We start from the raw sequence: 15,600 nt of genomic DNA, 5'->3' as shown, positions 1-15,600 counted from the left end.
ATCTCGGCGTGCCCGGCCAGAGTTGATCCCAGCCCGCCAGGGGTGGGTCGGTGTGCATACGGGAGGTGGGCGAGATGCGGGACACGCTGGTGCTGAACGCGAGCTTCGAGCCGCTGTCGACGGTGACGCTGAACCGTGCCGTCGTACTGGTGCTTACGGACAAGGCAGTCGTCGAGCAGGCCCACCCCGGACTCCGTGTGCGCGCGGCGGCGGTCGAGATACCGGTGCCCCGGGTGATCAGGCTCTGCAGGTATGTACGGGTGCCGTTCCGAAGACGGGCTCCGTGGTCGAGGCGCGGTGTCCTGGTCAGGGACCAGCACAGGTGCGCGTACTGCGGGAGGCGGGCGACGACCGTGGACCACGTGGTGCCGCGGGCGCAGGGCGGTGCGGACTCCTGGCTGAACACGGTGGCTTCGTGCGCGCTGGACAATCACCGCAAAGCGGACCGTACGCCAGAAGAGGCGGGCATGCCGTTGTTGCGGCAGCCCTTTGAGCCGACTCCGGCCGACGCGATGTTGCTGGCGCTCGGCCGGGACGAGTTGGCCTCACTGCCGGAGTGGCTGGCAGCGCCTGCCGCCTGACCGCTCGGCGCCGTACCTGCCGGTTCCGAGAGTGCTCCCTGTGCGGGTTGTCCTTGGCTGAGCGCGCAGTTCCCCGCGCCCCTTCGGGCGCGGGGTTTCTTGCGTCAGTCGATCCGCGGTTGTTCGCGGCGCTCCGTGGCGGGGGCCGCCGGGGTGGGGCTGCCGGAGCCGCCGCCCAGGGGGCCGAAGTTGCCGAGTGCGCCGCCGAGGCCCTTGAGGGCGTCGCCGATCTCGCTGGGCACGATCCAGAGCTTGTTGGCGTCGCCTTCGGCGATCTTCGGCAGCATCTGGAGGTACTGGTAGGAGAGCAGCTTCTGGTCCGGGTCTCCGGCATGGATGGACTCGAAGACCGTACGGATCGCCTGGGCCTCTCCCTCGGCGCGCAGGGCCGCGGCCTTGGCCTCACCTTCGGCGCGCAGGATCGCGGACTGCTTCTCGCCCTCGGCGCGCAGGATCTCCGACTGCCGGACACCTTCGGCCTGGAGGATCGCGGCGCGCTTGTCGCGGTCGGCGCGCATCTGCTTCTCCATCGAGTCCTGGATGGAGGTCGGCGGCTCGATCGCCTTGAGCTCGACGCGGTTGACGCGGATGCCCCACTTGCCGGTGGCCTCGTCGAGAACGCCGCGCAGCGCCGCGTTGATCTCCTCGCGGGAGGTGAGGGTCCGCTCCAGGTCCATGCCACCGATGATGTTGCGCAGGGTGGTGACGGTGAGCTGCTCGATCGCCTGGATGTAGCTGGCGACTTCGTACGTCGCGGCGCGGGCGTCGGTGACCTGGTAGTAGATGACGGTGTCGATGTTCACCACGAGGTTGTCCTGGGTGATCACCGGCTGCGGCGGGAACGGGACGACCTGTTCACGCAGGTCGATGCGGTTGCGGATCGAGTCGATGAACGGGACGACGATGTTCAGGCCGGCGTTCAGCGTTCTGGTGTAGCGGCCGAAGCGCTCGACGATCGCCGCGCTGGCCTGCGGGATGACCTGGATCGTCTTGATCAGGGCGATGAAGACCAGCACCACCAGAATGATCAGGACGATGATGATTGGTTGCATCGTTGTTCCCCGTACCCCTCTTGCCTCGGTGTTCCCGGAAGATCCGCAGAGCCGGAACGCCCGCGAAGATCTTGCTGGTCGAGTCTGTCAGACCGCCGCACACCCCGTGGTGCATTCACATGACGACGGCCGTCGCTCCGTCGATCTCGACCACGTCCACCTCGCGTCCGGTCTCGTAGCTCTGCTCGGTGTCGAGCGCGCGGGCCGACCAGATCTCGCCGGCGAGTTTGATGCGGCCTCCGGAGGCGTCAACTCGTTCCACGACGACGGCTGTCCTGCCTTTCAGCGCGTCAACTCCCGTGGCCAGCTTGGGCCCTTGGGTGCGTTGTCGCGCCGCGAAGGGGCGCACGACCGCGATGAGCGCGACCGACACAGCGGCGAAGACGACGACTTGGAGCACGGTGTCGCCGCCGAGGCCCGCGGTCACGGCGCCCGCGACAGCGCCCACGGAGAGCATGCCGAGCTCCGGCATCGCGGTCAGTACGAGCGGGATTCCGAGCGCGGCGGCGCCGATCAGCCACCACACCCATGCGTCGATGTCCACATGGTCATGGTAGGACCGCGAGACCGTCCCGCACAGGGCACGTGATCTCCCGGCCGGAGCGGGCCCGGCCGTTGGCGCCGGTTTCAGCCGAGCGGCAGGCCGTGCGCGCTCCAGCGCTCCCCCCGCTCCTCGACCACCAGGGGCAGTCCGAAGCAGAGGGAGAGGTTGCGGGAGGTGAGTTCGAGCTCCAGCGGGCCCGCGGCCATGATCTTGCCCTGGCGGATCATGAGGACGTGGGTGAAGCCGGGGGCGATCTCCTCGACATGGTGCGTGACCATGATCATCGAGGGGGCGATCGGGTCACGGGCGAGACGACCCAGGCGGCGTACGAGGTCTTCGCGGCCGCCGAGGTCGAGGCCCGCGGCGGGCTCGTCCAGGAGGAGCAGCTCGGGGTCGGTCATCAGGGCGCGCGCGATCAGGGTGCGCTTGCGCTCTCCCTCGGAGAGGGTGCCGAACCTGCGGTCCAGGTACTCGGTCATGCCAAGGCGGTCGAGGAAGGCGCGGGCGCGCTGCTCGTCGACGTCTTCGTAGTCCTCGTGCCAACCGGCGGTCATGCCGTACGCCGCCGTGAGCACCGTCTGGAGCACGGTCTGGCGCTTGGGCAGCTTCTCGGCCATCGCGATGCCGGCCACGCCGATGCGCGGGCGGAGCTCGAAGACGTCCGTGCCGGGCTTGCCGAGGGTCTCGCCGAGGATGGTGGCGGTGCCGGTGCTCGGGTGGAGGTAGCTGGACGCGACGTTCAGGAGGGTGGTCTTGCCCGCGCCGTTCGGTCCGAGGATGACCCAGCGCTCACCCTCCTTGACCGACCAGGAGACCTGGTCCACCAGAGCCCGGCCCTCGCGGACAACGGATACGTCCTCCAGCTCCAGTACATCGCTCATGAGCGCGTTGTCTCCCATTGCAGTCTCGGCTGTCGCTTGCGTCTGTGGACGCAGTCCCCTGGGAGAAAACCTACGCCACCGGTCGAGCGCTCCAGCCCCTAGCCCGGTCCTTAGGGTGTACGCATGCTCTCGGAACCACGTTCAGGACGCTTGGCGGCATGGGGAAATGCCTTGCTTGCCGGACTTGTCTCGCCGGATGAGGCGGTGCTCTCGATGGTCGGCGACGACGCCGTGCACCGCGTCGAAGGCCTCCCCGGCGAGTCGGGACCCGTCGGTCTCACGCTTGCCCTGGGAAGACTGCGCACGCTCGGGGTGACCGGGCTGAGGGTCGCGCTGCCCGCGCCGGGGCATCCGCTCGGTCTGAGCGGGCCGCCCGACTTCAACGCGCGGGCCCTGGATGCCGAGGAGGCGGTCGTCGCCTACGGGGCGCCGTACGGGCTTGTGCCGGAGGTGTCCGAGGCGGGGCCCGCAGGCGACGTTCACGTGGAGGTCCTCTGGCACTGCCTGCCCGTGCGGGAGGCGCCGCCCGCCGATGTGCCCTCGCTCGGCGAGGCGGAGCGTGAGCTCGCCGAGGCGCTGCGGGATGCGACGGAGGTGCTCTCGCGGCTCGACGTCGCGGGCTCGGGGCCGGTCGCCGAGGCGGCGGTGGACGCGTACCGGGCGCGGGCCGAGCGGGGCCGTGAGGTGCTCGCGCCGGGCTACCCGCCGCGTGCGGTACGGGTGTTGGAGCTGGCCCAGCGGGTCGGCCTGCTGATCTCGGTGGCGTACGAGAACGGCCATGGCGGGGCCGTGAGCGCCTCGGAGATGGCCGCGCGGGGTGAGGCGCTGCGTCCGGTCGAACGGACGGCACGGCGGGCGCAGGTGGCCGCGTACAACGCGTACGTGGAGGAGCGGGAGCGGTAGCCCTGCGGGGGGCTTGGCGGTTCCGGGGTGGCCCGGGGGCAGCCGCTGCGCGGCGGGGCTTCTGGTGGGGCTGCGGTGCTTCGCTCGGGGCCGTGCGTGTTCGTGCTTCGCTGCGGGTGCTCTGTGGCTTGTCGCGCCGTTCCCCGCGCCCCTGAAGGGCGCAAGACCGGCCCCCCGGATCAAGCCCGGGGGGCCGGTGGTCACTGCCGGACCGCGTTACGTCAGACGTTCACGCCGTCGTTCCCGAAGGCCGGGTTGAGGGCACCGATGACGGACACGGTGTTGCCCACGGCGTTCACGGGGATGTGCACCGGCGCCTGGACGAGGTTGCCCGAGCCGACGCCGGGGGAGTTGACGGCCTTGCCGCCCGCGTGCGCACCGTCCGTGGCGGAGGCGAGAGAGGCACCGGCGACGACGAGGCCACCCGCCACCATCGTGACAGCGGCGGCCTTCTTCAGGTTCTTCACTTCTGGATCCTCCTAAGCGATCGCTGCGGCCAGCCGCCGCAGCGCACACTGGAGAACGGCCGGGCGGCTCACAGGTTGCGCCGATCGGGGGACATCCACACGACGGTATGAATCTCAGACCGCGGCGCATCCGTCCGTCCCGCCGGTTGACGGAGTGTTCAGAAACGTTAATCAGCCGGTCACACCATGTCGTACGGCCCACAGGGCGGCCTGGGTGCGGTCGGCGAGGTCCAGTTTCATCAGGATGTTCGAGACGTGGGTCTTGACGGTCTTCTCGGAGAGCACGAGCGCACGCGCGATCTCGCGGTTCGAGCGGCCGTCGGCGATGAGCCCGAGCACCTCGCGCTCCCGCTCGGTGAGGGAACCGCCTCTCCCCTGCCCGGTGTTGGACTCCTCCTGGGACAGCAGCGCCCCCGCCACCTCGGGCTGGAGGAGCACATGGCCCGCGTGCACGGAGCGAATCGCGCCCGCCAGGGCCTCCGGGTCCACGTCCTTGTAGACATACCCGGCGGCGCCGGCGCGCAGGGCAGGGACGACCGTGCGTTTCTCGGTGAAGCTGGTGACGATGAGCACGCGCGCGGGGTTGGCCAGTTCGCGGAGCTTGCGCAGCGCCTCGACGCCGTCCATGCCCGGCATCTTGACGTCCATGAGGACGACGTCCGGCTTCAGCTTCTCGGCCTGCTCGACCCCTTCGGCGCCGTCCGACGCCTCGCCGACGACCTCGATGTCGTCCTGCACCTCCAGGAACGTACGCAGACCGCGGCGGACCACCTGGTGGTCGTCGACCAGCAGCACCCGGATCCCTGTCTTCGCACGGAACACACCGTCAGCCACCGGGAACCTCCATCTCGATCGTCGTGCCCTTGCCGGGCTCCGATTCCACGGTCAGCCGTCCGCCGACCCCGCTCGCCCTGTCCCGCATCGAGACCAGGCCCAAGTGCCGCCCCGCGCGGCGGATTCCGCGCGGGTCGAAGCCGCACCCGTCGTCCGTGACGCGCAGCACGGCTCCCGCCCCGCGCCGCGCCAGGGTCACGCCGACGCGTTTGGCCCCGGAGTGGCGCAAGGCGTTGTGCAGCGCCTCCTGGGCGACGCGCAGCATCGCCTCCTCCTGGGCGGCGGGCAGGGCGCGCACCGCGCAGCTCTCGAAGGTGACTTCGGCGGAGTGCGCGCGGTCCAGGACCTGCGTGTGCGTGCGCAGGGTGGCCACCAGGCCGTCCTCGTCCAGGGCGGCGGGGCGCAACTCGACCACGGCGGAGCGCAGTTCGTCCGCGGCCTCCGCCGCGAGCACCGCCACCTGCTGGAGTTCGCCCTTGGCGCGCGAGGGATCGCGGTCCACCAGAGCGGCGGCCGCCTGGGCCGTAAGGCGCAGGGAGAACAGCTTCTGGCTGACGGCGTCGTGCAGTTCGTGGGCGAGGCGCGAGCGCTCCTCGGCGATGGTCAGCTCGCGGCTGCGTTCGTAGAGACGGGCGTTCGTCAGGGCGATCGCCGCGTGCTGGGCGAGGATCGTCAGGAGCTCTTCGTCCTCGGCGGTGAAGCCGCAACCGCCCTGCGGCTTGGGGCACTTCTTGTTCGCCAGGAAGAGCGCGCCGAGCGTCTCGTCTCCGGAGAGGATCGGCAGGCCCAGGAAGTCGGACATGTCCGGGTGGGCGGACGGCCAGCCCTCGAAGCGCGGGTCCTCGCGGACGTCGGCGAGGCGCTCGGGCTCCGCCTTGTGCAGCATCGCGGCGAGGATGCCGTGCTGGCGGGGCAGCGGGCCGATGGCACGCCACTGCTCCTCGCTGACGCCGTCCACGACGAACTGGGCGAATCCGCCGTGGTCGTCCGGGACGCCGAGCGCCGCATACTCCGCGTCGAGCAGCTCGCGGGCGGAGGCGACGATCGTCTTGAGGACGTCGCGCACCTCGAGCTGCCTGCTCATGGCGAGAAGCGCGGAGCTCACCGCGTTCAGGCCGGACCGGTGTCCTTGACTCATGGCCTCACGGTACCGGCGGGGTGTGACAGTGCGTATCGGACCTGTGGCGGCCACCGCCTAGGGCCGCGGGCGTAGGCCGAAGGACCCTCGCCGTTGCGGCCCGCGCACGAGGCGCCGGCGGCGGGTCCGTTCCTAGCGTGGAATTCATCCGCCGGAGAGGCGGCTGCCAGGGCGACCCGAGGGGACGGATGTCATGCCGGTAGCGATCATCACGGGGGCTTCGAAGGGGCTGGGCCGCGCGCTGGGGGCGGCGCTCGCCGGGCGCGGGTGGGATCTGGTGCTCGACGCGAGAACGGCTTCCGTGCTGGAGGAGGCCGCAGGCGACCTCGCGGGGCACGGCGCGCGCGTGGAGGCCGTCGCGGGGGACGTCACGGATGCGGGGCACCGGGCGGATCTGGTGGCCGCGGCGCGCAAGCTGGGCGGTCTCGATCTGCTGGTGAACAATGCGAGCGCGCTGGGTGCGGAGCCCCTCGTACGCCTTGAAGAGCTCACGCCCGAGGGGCTGCGGCGGGCTCTGGAGACCAATGTGGTGGCGGCTCTGGGGCTGATCCGGGAGGCGTTGCCCTTGTTGCGGGCATCGGGGGCGGGGGCGGTGGTCGACGTCAGCTCCGACGCGGCCGTCGAGGCATATGAGACGTGGGGCGGATACGGGGCGTCCAAGGCCGCCCTCGATCATCTGTCGGCGGTCCTTGCCGTGGAGGAGCCGGGGATCAGGGTGTGGGCGGTCGATCCCGGTGACATGCGGACCGATCTCTACGAAGCGGCCGTTCCGGACGACGACGCCACGGGGCGGCCGCTGCCCGAAGCGGTGGTGCCCGGCTTCCTGCGGCTGCTCGACGAGCGTCCGGCGAGCGGGCGGTACTCGGCTTCTTCTCTGATGGACGTCCGATGACGCTCGCCGTGCGGGTGCCCGACGAGCTGGCGGCGCGGGTCCCCGTCGAGCAGCGGGGCCAGGGGCTGGGCAGGGACGCGGTGCGGCTGCTCGTGTCCCGCGGGACGGAGGTCTCGCATCACGCGTTCGCCGACCTGCCCTCGCTGCTGCAGGCCGGGGACCTCCTGATCGTGAACACCTCGCGGACACTGCCCGCTGCGGTCGACGCGACCGCCGGGCACGCGCGCGTGGTGGTGCACTTCTCGACGCGGGGCGACGACGGACGGTGGGCCGTCGAGTTGCGGGATCCGGACGGACGAGGCACCACGCGTGCGCGTGCGGGCGGGCCCGCGGGTTCAGTGGTGCGGCTCCCCGGAGACGTACGACTCGTCCTGGAGGAGCCGCTGGCGCCGGGGAGCGGGCGGTTGTGGTGGGCCAGGGTTCCGGCCGATGTGCCGTCGCTGCTGCGGCGGCACGGGCGCCCCATCCGTTACTCCTATACGGAGAGGGACCAGCCGCTCTCCGCCCACCAGACCGTGTTCGCTCTGCCCTCGGCCGACGGAACGGGCAGCGCGGAGATGCCGAGCGCGGCCCGGCCGTTCACCGCGGCCCTGGTGGCACGCCTGGTGAGCCGGGGTGTGCAGTTCGCGCCGGTCACGCTGCACACGGGGGTGGCGTCGCCCGAGGCGCACGAGCCGCCGTATCCCGAGCTCTTCGAGGTGCCGGAGACGTCGGCGCGCCTGGTCAATGCCGCCAGGGCGGGCGGCGGGCGCGTCATCGCGGTCGGGACGACGGCGGTGCGCGCCGTCGAGTCGGCGGCGGGGCCCGACGGGGTGGTCCTGGCGGCAGCGGGCCGTACGGAGCTCGTGGTGACGCCGGAGCGGGGCGTGCGCGCGGTGGACGGGCTGCTCACGGGGCTGCACGAGCCGCAGGCGTCGCATCTGCTGATGCTGGAGGCGGTCGCGGGCCGGGCCGCCGTCGACCGGGGTTACGCGGAGGCGGTACGCCGTCTCTACCTGTGGCACGAGTTCGGCGACGTACACCTCCTACTTCCGGAGGAGTTTGCTCACCCGGAGAGTTGCGGCGGCAACTCTCGGTGAGTTTGTTACGCGTTCGATGTGAGCCCGCGCATAGGGTGCATGTCACGTACGAAGACCCCTAGTGGATGAGATATCCCTTTATGCGCATGGCAAGGAATGCAGTCAAAAGGTACGTCGCGCCCCCTGATCCACTACCCGGCTTCGTACGTCACTGCTTTGCCACAGAATTTTGCGGCCGCTAACAATTGCTCCCGTCGCTCGGCGCCGCGGTCTTGCACCGCGGCGTTTGTGCCGGAGAAGCAATGTCCCCGCCGGCCGGAGCGACCTCCGCTATTCGAAGAGGTCCATCAGCATGTCCCAGCACACCACCCCTGGTCATAGTCGCCCCGCGCTGACCAAGACCCAGAAGTTCTCGATCGCCGGTGTCGCCACGCTCGGCGCCGCTGCCCTCGCGTTCTCCCTCGTGCCGGGCAGCGCCGATGCCGGAACCCGGGACGTCTCCGCCGCCCCGGTGGCCTTCACGCAGAACGCCGACGCCCAGCAGTCGGTGCACGCCAGCGTCGCCAAGCAGCAGACCAACGCCGACAAGCAGGCCAAGGACGCCGCTGCCGCGAAGGCGAAGGCCGACGCCGAGGCCGCCGCGAAGAAGCGGGCCGACGAGGAGGCCGCGGCCAAGAAGAAGGCCGAGGACGAGCGCAAGGCCAAGGAAGCCGCGAGCCGTGCCGCCGCGCGCAAGCCGGTCTACGCCAACAACCTCGACGGCTGGATCCGCCAGTCCCTGGACATCATGAAGTCCAAGGGCATCCCCGGCTCCTACGAGGGCCTGCACCGCAACATCATCCGTGAGTCCGCGGGCAACCCGAACGCCAAGAACGGCTGGGACATCAACGCCATCAACGGCACCCCGTCCGTCGGCCTGCTCCAGGTCATCCAGCCGACCTTCGACGCCTACCACGTCGAGGGCACGTCCACGAACATCTACGACCCGGTCGCCAACATCACCGCCGCCGCCAACTACGCGGCCGACCGGTACGGCTCGATGGACAACGTGAACAGCGCCTACTGAGCCTGATCCCCGGATCGACGGACCTCTTCGCCGAGGCTCGACAGACGCCGAAGGGCGGCACCCCCACGGGGGTGCCGCCCTTCTCGTCTGCCCGCGGGCAGACGATTACTTGCGCATGACCTCGGGCTCGTGACGGCGCAGCAGCCGTGCGACCGCGAAGCCGCAGGCAATGCCGATCAGGAGCAGGATCGTGATGTTGATGCCCCACTGGCTTGCCGAGTGCTCCCACAGCGGGTCGAGGTCGCCCGGCTTCTTCGGGTCCCACGGCGGCATGAGGTGCGCGAGGTCCAGCGTGGCGCCCGCACCGGCGATGGCCCAGCGCGACGGCATGAGCCAGGCGAACTGCTCCAGGCCCGGCGAGCCGTAGACCTGGAAGAGCACGCCGGTGAAGACGACCTGGACGATCGCGAACATGACCAGCAGCGGCATGGTCTTCTCGGAGGTCTTCACCAGCGAGGAGATGACCAGGCCGAACATCATCGAGGTGAAGCCCAGGGCGATGATGACCAGGCAGATCTCGACGGCCGGGGGCATGATCAGGCCCTCCGCCGGCATGTCGCGCGTCGCGAAACCGATTCCGCAGATGATGACGCCCTGGAAGGCCGTGATCACGCCGAGGACGATGACCTTGGACATCAGGTACGCCGAGCGGGAGAGGCCGGTGGCCCGTTCCCGTTCGTAGATGACCCGTTCCTTGATCAGCTCACGTACGGAGTTGGCCGCGCCGGAGAAGCACATGCCGACCGCGAGGATCAGCATGATCGTTCCCGCGTCGCCGTTGAACTTGGCCGGCGGCTTGGGCGGGCCGAGCCCGAAGTCGGCCGGGATGACGACGCTGACGATGCCGAGGACCGCGGGCAGGATCACCATCAGGCCCATGAAGCCCTTGTCGGAGGCGATCACCGAGGTGTAGCGGCGGATCAGGGTCCACAGCTGTGAGCCCCAGCCCTGCGGCTTGGGCGGCCTGATCGCCTGCGGCGGCGGCATGTGGACCGGCTGCGCGGCCACGGCGTCGATGTCGGCGGCGTACATCTGGTAGTGCTGCGAGCCCTTCCAGCGGCCCGCCCAGTCGTAGTCGCGGTAGTTCTCGAACGCCGAGAAGACGTCCGCCCACGTCTGGTAGCCGAAGAAGTTGAGTGCTTCCTCCGGCGGACCGAAGTACGCGACCGAACCGCCCGGCGCCATCACCAGGAGCTTGTCGCAGATCGCGAGCTCGGCGACCGAGTGCGTGACGACCAGGACCGTACGGCCGTCGTCCGCGAGACCGCGCAGGAGCTGCATGACGTCGCGGTCCATGCCCGGGTCGAGGCCCGAGGTCGGCTCGTCCAGGAAGATCAGCGACGGCTTGGTGAGAAGCTCCAGGGCCACCGACACGCGCTTGCGCTGGCCACCGGAGAGGGAGGTGACCTTCTTCTCCTTGTGGATGTCCAGCTTGAGCTCGCGCAGGACCTCGTCGATGCGCTGCTCGCGCTCCTGCTCGCTGGTGTCCGAGGGGAAGCGCAGCTTGGCGGCGTACTTGAGGGCCTTCTTTACGGTCAGTTCCTTGTGCAGGATGTCGTCCTGCGGGACCAGACCGATGCGCTGGCGCAGCTCGGCGAACTGCTTGTAGAGGTTCCGGTTGTCGTAGAGGACGTCGCCCTGGTTGGCGGGCCGGTAGCCGGTGAGCGCCTTGAGCAGGGTGGACTTTCCGGAGCCCGAGGGGCCGATGACCGCGATGAGCGACTTCTCCGGGACACCGAAGGAGACGTCCTTGAGGATGTCCTTGCCGCCGTCGACCGTCACCGTCAGGTGGCGGGCGGAGAAGGAGATCTCACCGGTGTCGACGAACTCCTCGAGCCTGTCGCCGACCAGCCGGAACGTCGAGTGGCCGACGCTGACGATGTCGTTCGGGCCGATGAGGGCCGTGCCCGACTTCGCGACCGGCTGACCGTTGATGTAGGTGCCGTTGTGCGAGCCGAGGTCGTGGATCTCGAAGCGGCCGTCCGGAGTGGCCGTGAACTCGGCGTGGTGCCGGGAGACCTGGAGGTCGGAGACGACCAGTTCGTTCTCCAAGGCGCGGCCGATGCGCATCTTGCGGCCGAGCGCGAGCTGGTGGAACGTCGTCGGGCTGCGGTCGCCGTAGACCGGCGGGGCCCCCGCGGCACCGCCGGAACCCGCACCCGGACCCTGCTGCTGCGGGACCTGCGGCTGCTGAGGCTGCTGGTGCTGAGCCTGCTGGTGCTGCTGCGGCCAGCCCTGCTGCTGGGGCATCTGCTGCTGCGCGTGGTGCTGCGGCGCCTGCTGCTGGGGTGCCTGGGCCGCCCAGCCGGGTCCGCCCTGCTGCTGCGCGTGGTGCTGCGGTGCCTGGTGTTGCGGCGCCTGATGGGCCGGTGCCTGCTGCGCGGCCTGCTGCGGCGCGGACATGGCGGCGGCGCCGGACGCGCTGCCGGACACATTCAGCCGCGGGCCGTCGGTCGCGTTGCCGAGGTTCACGGCCGAGCCGGGACCGATTTCCATCTGGTGGATCCGCTGGCCCTGCACAAAGGTGCCGTTGGTGCTGCCGTGGTCCTCGATGACCCAAGTGCGGCCGCTCCAGCTGATCGTGGCGTGACGCCAGGACACTCTGGCGTCGTCAAGCGCGAGATCTCCCTGCGGATCACGTCCGAGGGTGTACGACCTGGACGGATCGAGCGTCCAGGTCCTTCCATTCAATTCCAGTACGAGTTCCGGCACTCCAGCCCCACTGAGTTGTCCCCCGAGCTAGCCCCCGTCATGGGGAGTCTAGGGATGTCGAACATCGGGAGGAACTATTTCAGGCGGAGGCCTCTGACCGAAAGTCGGGCCTTGTGAAGACTGCGTACGGGCCTCCGTGACCGCCCCGTTGACTGGGCAGAAACCGCCCCGGAGAGTAGTAACCGCCCATGAGTGCGTACGGATCATGCGCATTGCGCATATCTCGTGTGAATAGGGCGACGCGGTGCGAGTCGGGGGGGATCCTGATGGAGACCGGCGATAAGCGGGCCGAAGGCCGGGGCGTGCGGTGGGGCGATGTGCTGCTTTCCGCGATCGCCGCCGTGAGCTGGGCCCTTGTCGGCATGGCCGGCACGGCGGCGCTCGGCCTGCATCTGCTCGGGGCGGACGCGGTGGCGTCGCTCGGGCCGATGACGGCAGCCGTGGTGGCGCTCGGCGCGGGGGGCTCGGTCACCCCCTCCGGTGACGTGTCGGCATTCGGCCTCGAAGGGGCCCAGGCGACCACCGCGATCGATGTCGCACCGCTGGGCGTCGGGCTCGCCGGCGCGGTACTCCTTGCGTATTTTTTCCTACGCTCCCTGCGTGGAGCGGGAGTTGTGATCTCTCCCGCGGAGCTGGCGGCACGGGCCGGTGCGGTGGTCGTCCTCTTTGTGGCGATGCTCGGAGGGCTCGCCTGGGCGGGTCACGACATCATCACGATCAAGGGTGACCAGCTGGGGATCGACCAGGGCATCGACAAAGGGATCGACCAGCTCCCGGACAACATCACGGACAAACTGCCCGGCGGGCTCGGTGACATCGGGGGCCTGCTGCCCGATCGCCTCGGCGATCTCGCGCAGGCGAAGGCGTCGGTCGGCTTCACCGTGGAGACGGGTCCGACGCTGCTCGGGGGCGCGTTGTGGGTGCTCGTCGTGCTGCTGATCGCGCTGCTCGCCTCGCGTCGCACGCCGCTGCCGCGCGGGTGGGACGTCGTGCACCGCGTGGTGCGCCCTGCCTCGTCGGCGCTGGTCACGGTCCTGCTGGTGGCGGTGCTCGCCGGGCTCGCCGCGGCGGTGTACGCGATGATCGGCGACGACCATCCCAAGCGGATCGCGGGGGCCGCGCTGCTGGGGGCGCCGAACGGGGTGTGGCTCGGGGTGCCGGTCGGGCTCTTCGTGCCGTGGGACGGCGAAGCCACGGGGCAGCTGGCGAAGCTGCTGCCCGATCCGGTGGACGACCTCCTGACCGGGCCCGGTTCGTCGGGGAGCGAGGCAGTGACGCTGGGGCGGCTCGCGGAACTCGACAGCCGGGTGTGGCTGCTCGGCGTCGCGGCGGCGCTGATGATCCTGTTCGCCGGGGTGCTCACCGCTGTCCGCACTCCTTACTTACGTGGCGAGACCGGCGCCCTGAGGTTCGCGGGGCAGTGTGCGGTGCGGCTCGGCGTGGTGACGGCGGCCGGGCTGCCATTGCTGGTGTGGCTGACGGGGGTGTCCGCCGACGCCTCGCTCTCGGTGCTCGGCTTCGACGCCTTCGGAGCGGGCATCGAGCTGCACGGGCAACTGGGGATGGCGTTGCTCCTCGGTGCGGTGTGGGGTGCGGGGGCGGGCGCGGTGGGGGCGTTGCTCGCTGTGGCGAGCGGGGCTGCGGGGGGTCGGGTTTCGGTGCTTGCGCGAGACGGGGGCGGGGGCGTGGCGCTGCCGGGCCGGACTGAGGGTGCGGCCGTCGCTGCCGGGGGCTATGGGACTTCCGGGAGCTCTGGGGCTGGCGGGGCTGGCGGGGCTGGCGGGGCTGGCGGGGCTGGCGGGGCTGCTGGACCGTACAGCCCCAGCGCTCCGTTCCGGCCCTCGAACCCTGGCACCAACCCCTACCTCCGGCCGCCGCGCGATGTCTCCGGGGCGCCGACGGTGGCGGGTCCGGTCGCTCCCCCTCCCCAGCCGAAGCCGCGGCCCCGCTCCTCGGACGAGGGCGGCGAATGGCCACCGCCACCGCCTCCCCCGCCGCCACCGCCGGGTTCGGGGTCCGGACCCCGGGGAGGCCGGGGGCGGTAGCTCCTCCGTGCGGCGGCGGCTTCGGCTGCTGCGGCAGGCGCCGACCGCAGGGCAAGCGAGCCGGAGGGCAAGCAGACCCGAGGGCAAGCAGGCCCGAGGAAAGAAAAGACCCGGCGAGGGACTCGCGCGGTGTCCGGCACGCGGACCACCCCGGCGGGCCGGCCGGACCGCCGGATACGGTGGGCCTCACCATGAGCGCTCCTCATCTCCCGCAGCCCGCCGACATCCCCACGCTCCTCGTCAAGATCTTCGGCAAGGACCGCCCGGGAATCACCGCAGGCCTCTTCGACACCCTCGCCGCCTACTCCGTCGACGTCGTCGACATCGAGCAGGTCGTCACCCGTGGCCGCATAGTGCTGTGCGCGCTCGTGACCGAGCCGCCGGCCGGTCTGGAGGGCGACCTGCGGTCCACCGTGCACAGCTGGGCCGAGTCCCTGAAGATGCAGGCCGAGATCATCTCGGGCATCGGCGACAACCGCCCGCGTGGCCTTGGCCGTTCCCACATCACCGTGCTCGGCCACCCCCTCACCGCCGAGTCGACGGCCTCCATCGCCGCCAGCATCACCGCGACCGGCGGCAACATCGACCGTATCTTCCGGCTCGCCAAGTACCCGGTCACCGCAGTGGAGTTCGCCGTATCCGGCACGGAGACCGAGCCGCTGCGGACCGCCCTCGCCCTGGAAGCGGCGAAGCTCGGCGTGGACGTCGCCGTCGTCGCGGCGGGCCTGCACCGCCGTGCCCAGCGGCTCGTCGTGATGGACGTCGACTCGACCCTCATCCAGGACGAGGTGATCGAGCTCTTCGCGGCGCACGCCGGCTGCGAGGACGAGGTCGCCGAGGTGACCGCGGCCGCGATGCGCGGCGACCTGGACTTCGAACAGTCGCTGCACGCCAGGGTGGAGCTCCTCGCCGGGCTCGACGCCTCGGTCGTGGACAAGGTCCGCTCCGAGGTCCGCCTCACCCCCGGCGCCCGCACCCTCATCCGCACGCTCAAGCGCCTTGGCTACCAAGTGGGCGTCGTCTCGGGCGGGTTCACCCAGGTGACCGACGATCTGCAGGAACGTCTCGGCCTCGACTTCGCGCAGGCCAACACCCTGGAGATCGTCGACGGCAAGCTCACCGGCAAGGTGACCGGCGAGATCGTGGACCGCGCGGGCAAGGCCCGTCTGCTGCGCCGCTTCGCCGAGGAGGCCGGGGTCCCGCTGGAGCAGACCGTCGCGATCGGCGACGGCGCCAACGACCTCGACATGCTGAACGCGGCCGGTCTCGGTGTCGCCTTCAACGCCAAGCCCGTCGTCCGGCAGGCCGCGCACACCGCGGTGAACGTCCCCTTCCTCGACACCGTCCTCTACCTTCTCGGCATCACCCGCGAAGAGGTCGAGGCAGCGGACACGCACACCGACTGACGCACGTACGGCGATGGGCCCCGGAACCGCTGCGGTTCCGGGGCCCACCGCCGTACGTGC

General features: G+C 70.6%; 14 protein-coding genes. 7 read left to right on the top strand and 7 right to left on the bottom strand.

The window, feature by feature from the left end; all coding sequences use genetic code 11:
* The first annotated feature begins 74 nt into the window (after positions 1-74).
* Positions 75-581, top strand: coding sequence for an HNH endonuclease (locus ACQKIP_RS21630; protein WP_361188055.1), 507 nt, complete (start codon positions 75-77; stop codon positions 579-581).
* A gap of 104 nt (positions 582-685) precedes the next feature.
* Here ACQKIP_RS21630 and ACQKIP_RS21625 read toward each other — a convergent pair whose 3' ends face one another.
* The 3 genes from ACQKIP_RS21625 to ACQKIP_RS21615 all read right to left on the bottom strand — a co-directional run bounded on the left by ACQKIP_RS21625 (position 686) and on the right by ACQKIP_RS21615 (position 3,058).
* Complete coding sequence (locus tag ACQKIP_RS21625) at positions 686-1,633, bottom strand: SPFH domain-containing protein (protein ID WP_365853382.1); 948 nt, start codon at positions 1,631-1,633, stop codon at positions 686-688.
* A 115-nt stretch (positions 1,634-1,748) separates the two neighbouring features.
* Positions 1,749-2,177, bottom strand: a complete 429-nt coding sequence (locus ACQKIP_RS21620; RefSeq protein WP_365853380.1) for an NfeD family protein — start codon at positions 2,175-2,177, stop codon at positions 1,749-1,751.
* A gap of 83 nt (positions 2,178-2,260) precedes the next feature.
* Entirely contained in the window at positions 2,261-3,058 is a 798-nt protein-coding gene (locus ACQKIP_RS21615; RefSeq protein WP_365853378.1) for an ABC transporter ATP-binding protein, read from the bottom strand.
* 123 nt (positions 3,059-3,181) lie between these two features.
* On the opposite strand from ACQKIP_RS21615, the gene ACQKIP_RS21610 reads away from it, so the two are divergent.
* Complete coding sequence (locus ACQKIP_RS21610; RefSeq protein WP_365853376.1) at positions 3,182-3,961, top strand: hypothetical protein; 780 nt, start codon at positions 3,182-3,184, stop codon at positions 3,959-3,961.
* Positions 3,962-4,182: 221 nt separating this feature from the next.
* Here ACQKIP_RS21610 and ACQKIP_RS21605 read toward each other — a convergent pair whose 3' ends face one another.
* From ACQKIP_RS21605 to ACQKIP_RS21595, 3 genes are all read right to left on the bottom strand, one after another.
* A complete protein-coding gene (locus ACQKIP_RS21605; protein WP_365853374.1) occupies positions 4,183-4,428 on the bottom strand; it encodes a chaplin in 246 nt (81 codons plus the stop codon).
* A 171-nt stretch (positions 4,429-4,599) separates the two neighbouring features.
* A complete protein-coding gene (locus tag ACQKIP_RS21600) occupies positions 4,600-5,262 on the bottom strand; it encodes a response regulator transcription factor (RefSeq protein ID WP_365853372.1) in 663 nt (220 codons plus the stop codon).
* Positions 5,255-6,400 carry a GAF domain-containing sensor histidine kinase gene (locus ACQKIP_RS21595; protein WP_365853370.1) on the bottom strand — a complete coding sequence of 382 codons (1,146 nt, stop codon included), beginning with the start codon at positions 6,398-6,400 and terminating at the stop codon, positions 5,255-5,257. Before ACQKIP_RS21595 ends, ACQKIP_RS21600 begins: the two co-directional genes overlap by 8 nt.
* Positions 6,401-6,593: 193 nt before the next feature.
* Here ACQKIP_RS21595 and ACQKIP_RS21590 point away from each other — a divergent pair, with 193 nt between their 5' ends.
* The 3 genes from ACQKIP_RS21590 (at position 6,594) to ACQKIP_RS21580 (ending at position 9,377) form a co-directional block, all read left to right on the top strand.
* Complete coding sequence (locus ACQKIP_RS21590) at positions 6,594-7,292, top strand: SDR family NAD(P)-dependent oxidoreductase (RefSeq protein WP_365853368.1); 699 nt, start codon at positions 6,594-6,596, stop codon at positions 7,290-7,292.
* Positions 7,289-8,371, top strand: a complete 1,083-nt coding sequence (locus ACQKIP_RS21585) for an S-adenosylmethionine:tRNA ribosyltransferase-isomerase (protein ID WP_365853366.1) — start codon at positions 7,289-7,291, stop codon at positions 8,369-8,371. Before ACQKIP_RS21590 ends, ACQKIP_RS21585 begins: the two co-directional genes overlap by 4 nt.
* Before the next feature lie 292 nt (positions 8,372-8,663).
* Positions 8,664-9,377 carry a transglycosylase SLT domain-containing protein gene (locus ACQKIP_RS21580; protein WP_361188081.1) on the top strand — a complete coding sequence of 238 codons (714 nt, stop codon included), beginning with the start codon at positions 8,664-8,666 and terminating at the stop codon, positions 9,375-9,377.
* A gap of 105 nt (positions 9,378-9,482) precedes the next feature.
* Here ACQKIP_RS21580 and ACQKIP_RS21575 read toward each other — a convergent pair whose 3' ends face one another.
* The gene (locus ACQKIP_RS21575; protein ID WP_365853364.1) at positions 9,483-12,089 is read right to left on the bottom strand and encodes an FHA domain-containing protein; all 2,607 of its coding nucleotides are present in this window, start codon (positions 12,087-12,089) and stop codon (positions 9,483-9,485) included.
* Positions 12,090-12,355: 266 nt separating this feature from the next.
* Between ACQKIP_RS21575 and ACQKIP_RS21570 the strand changes: the two genes are divergently transcribed.
* Entirely contained in the window at positions 12,356-14,134 is a 1,779-nt protein-coding gene (locus ACQKIP_RS21570; protein WP_365853362.1) for a streptophobe family protein, read from the top strand.
* Between the two features lie 191 nt (positions 14,135-14,325).
* The gene (serB, locus tag ACQKIP_RS21565; RefSeq protein ID WP_365853360.1) at positions 14,326-15,540 is read left to right on the top strand and encodes a phosphoserine phosphatase SerB; all 1,215 of its coding nucleotides are present in this window, start codon (positions 14,326-14,328) and stop codon (positions 15,538-15,540) included.
* The last annotated feature ends 60 nt before the right edge of the window (positions 15,541-15,600 follow it).

The organism is Streptomyces sp. NPDC059900 (assembly GCF_050270335.1).
Lineage (GTDB): Bacteria > Actinomycetota > Actinomycetes > Streptomycetales > Streptomycetaceae > Streptomyces.
Note: the sequence above shows the minus strand (reverse complement) of the source record. Positions and strands in the feature narration are given on the sequence as shown.

Bases quoted from the DNA above. Each gene is read 5' to 3' on its own strand.
- ACQKIP_RS21630 (WP_361188055.1), top strand. From the start codon at position 75: ATGCGGGACACGCTGGTGCTGAACGCGAGCTTCGAGCCGCTGTCGACG.
- ACQKIP_RS21625 (WP_365853382.1), bottom strand. From the start codon at position 1,633: ATGCAACCAATCATCATCGTCCTGATCATTCTGGTGGTGCTGGTCTTC.
- ACQKIP_RS21615 (WP_365853378.1), bottom strand. From the start codon at position 3,058: ATGAGCGATGTACTGGAGCTGGAGGACGTATCCGTTGTCCGCGAGGGC.
- ACQKIP_RS21610 (WP_365853376.1), top strand. From the start codon at position 3,182: ATGCTCTCGGAACCACGTTCAGGACGCTTGGCGGCATGGGGAAATGCC.
- ACQKIP_RS21595 (WP_365853370.1), bottom strand. From the start codon at position 6,400: ATGAGTCAAGGACACCGGTCCGGCCTGAACGCGGTGAGCTCCGCGCTT.
- ACQKIP_RS21590 (WP_365853368.1), top strand. From the start codon at position 6,594: ATGCCGGTAGCGATCATCACGGGGGCTTCGAAGGGGCTGGGCCGCGCG.
- ACQKIP_RS21585 (WP_365853366.1), top strand. From the start codon at position 7,289: ATGACGCTCGCCGTGCGGGTGCCCGACGAGCTGGCGGCGCGGGTCCCC.
- ACQKIP_RS21580 (WP_361188081.1), top strand. From the start codon at position 8,664: ATGTCCCAGCACACCACCCCTGGTCATAGTCGCCCCGCGCTGACCAAG.
- ACQKIP_RS21570 (WP_365853362.1), top strand. From the start codon at position 12,356: ATGGAGACCGGCGATAAGCGGGCCGAAGGCCGGGGCGTGCGGTGGGGC.
- serB (WP_365853360.1), top strand. From the start codon at position 14,326: ATGAGCGCTCCTCATCTCCCGCAGCCCGCCGACATCCCCACGCTCCTC.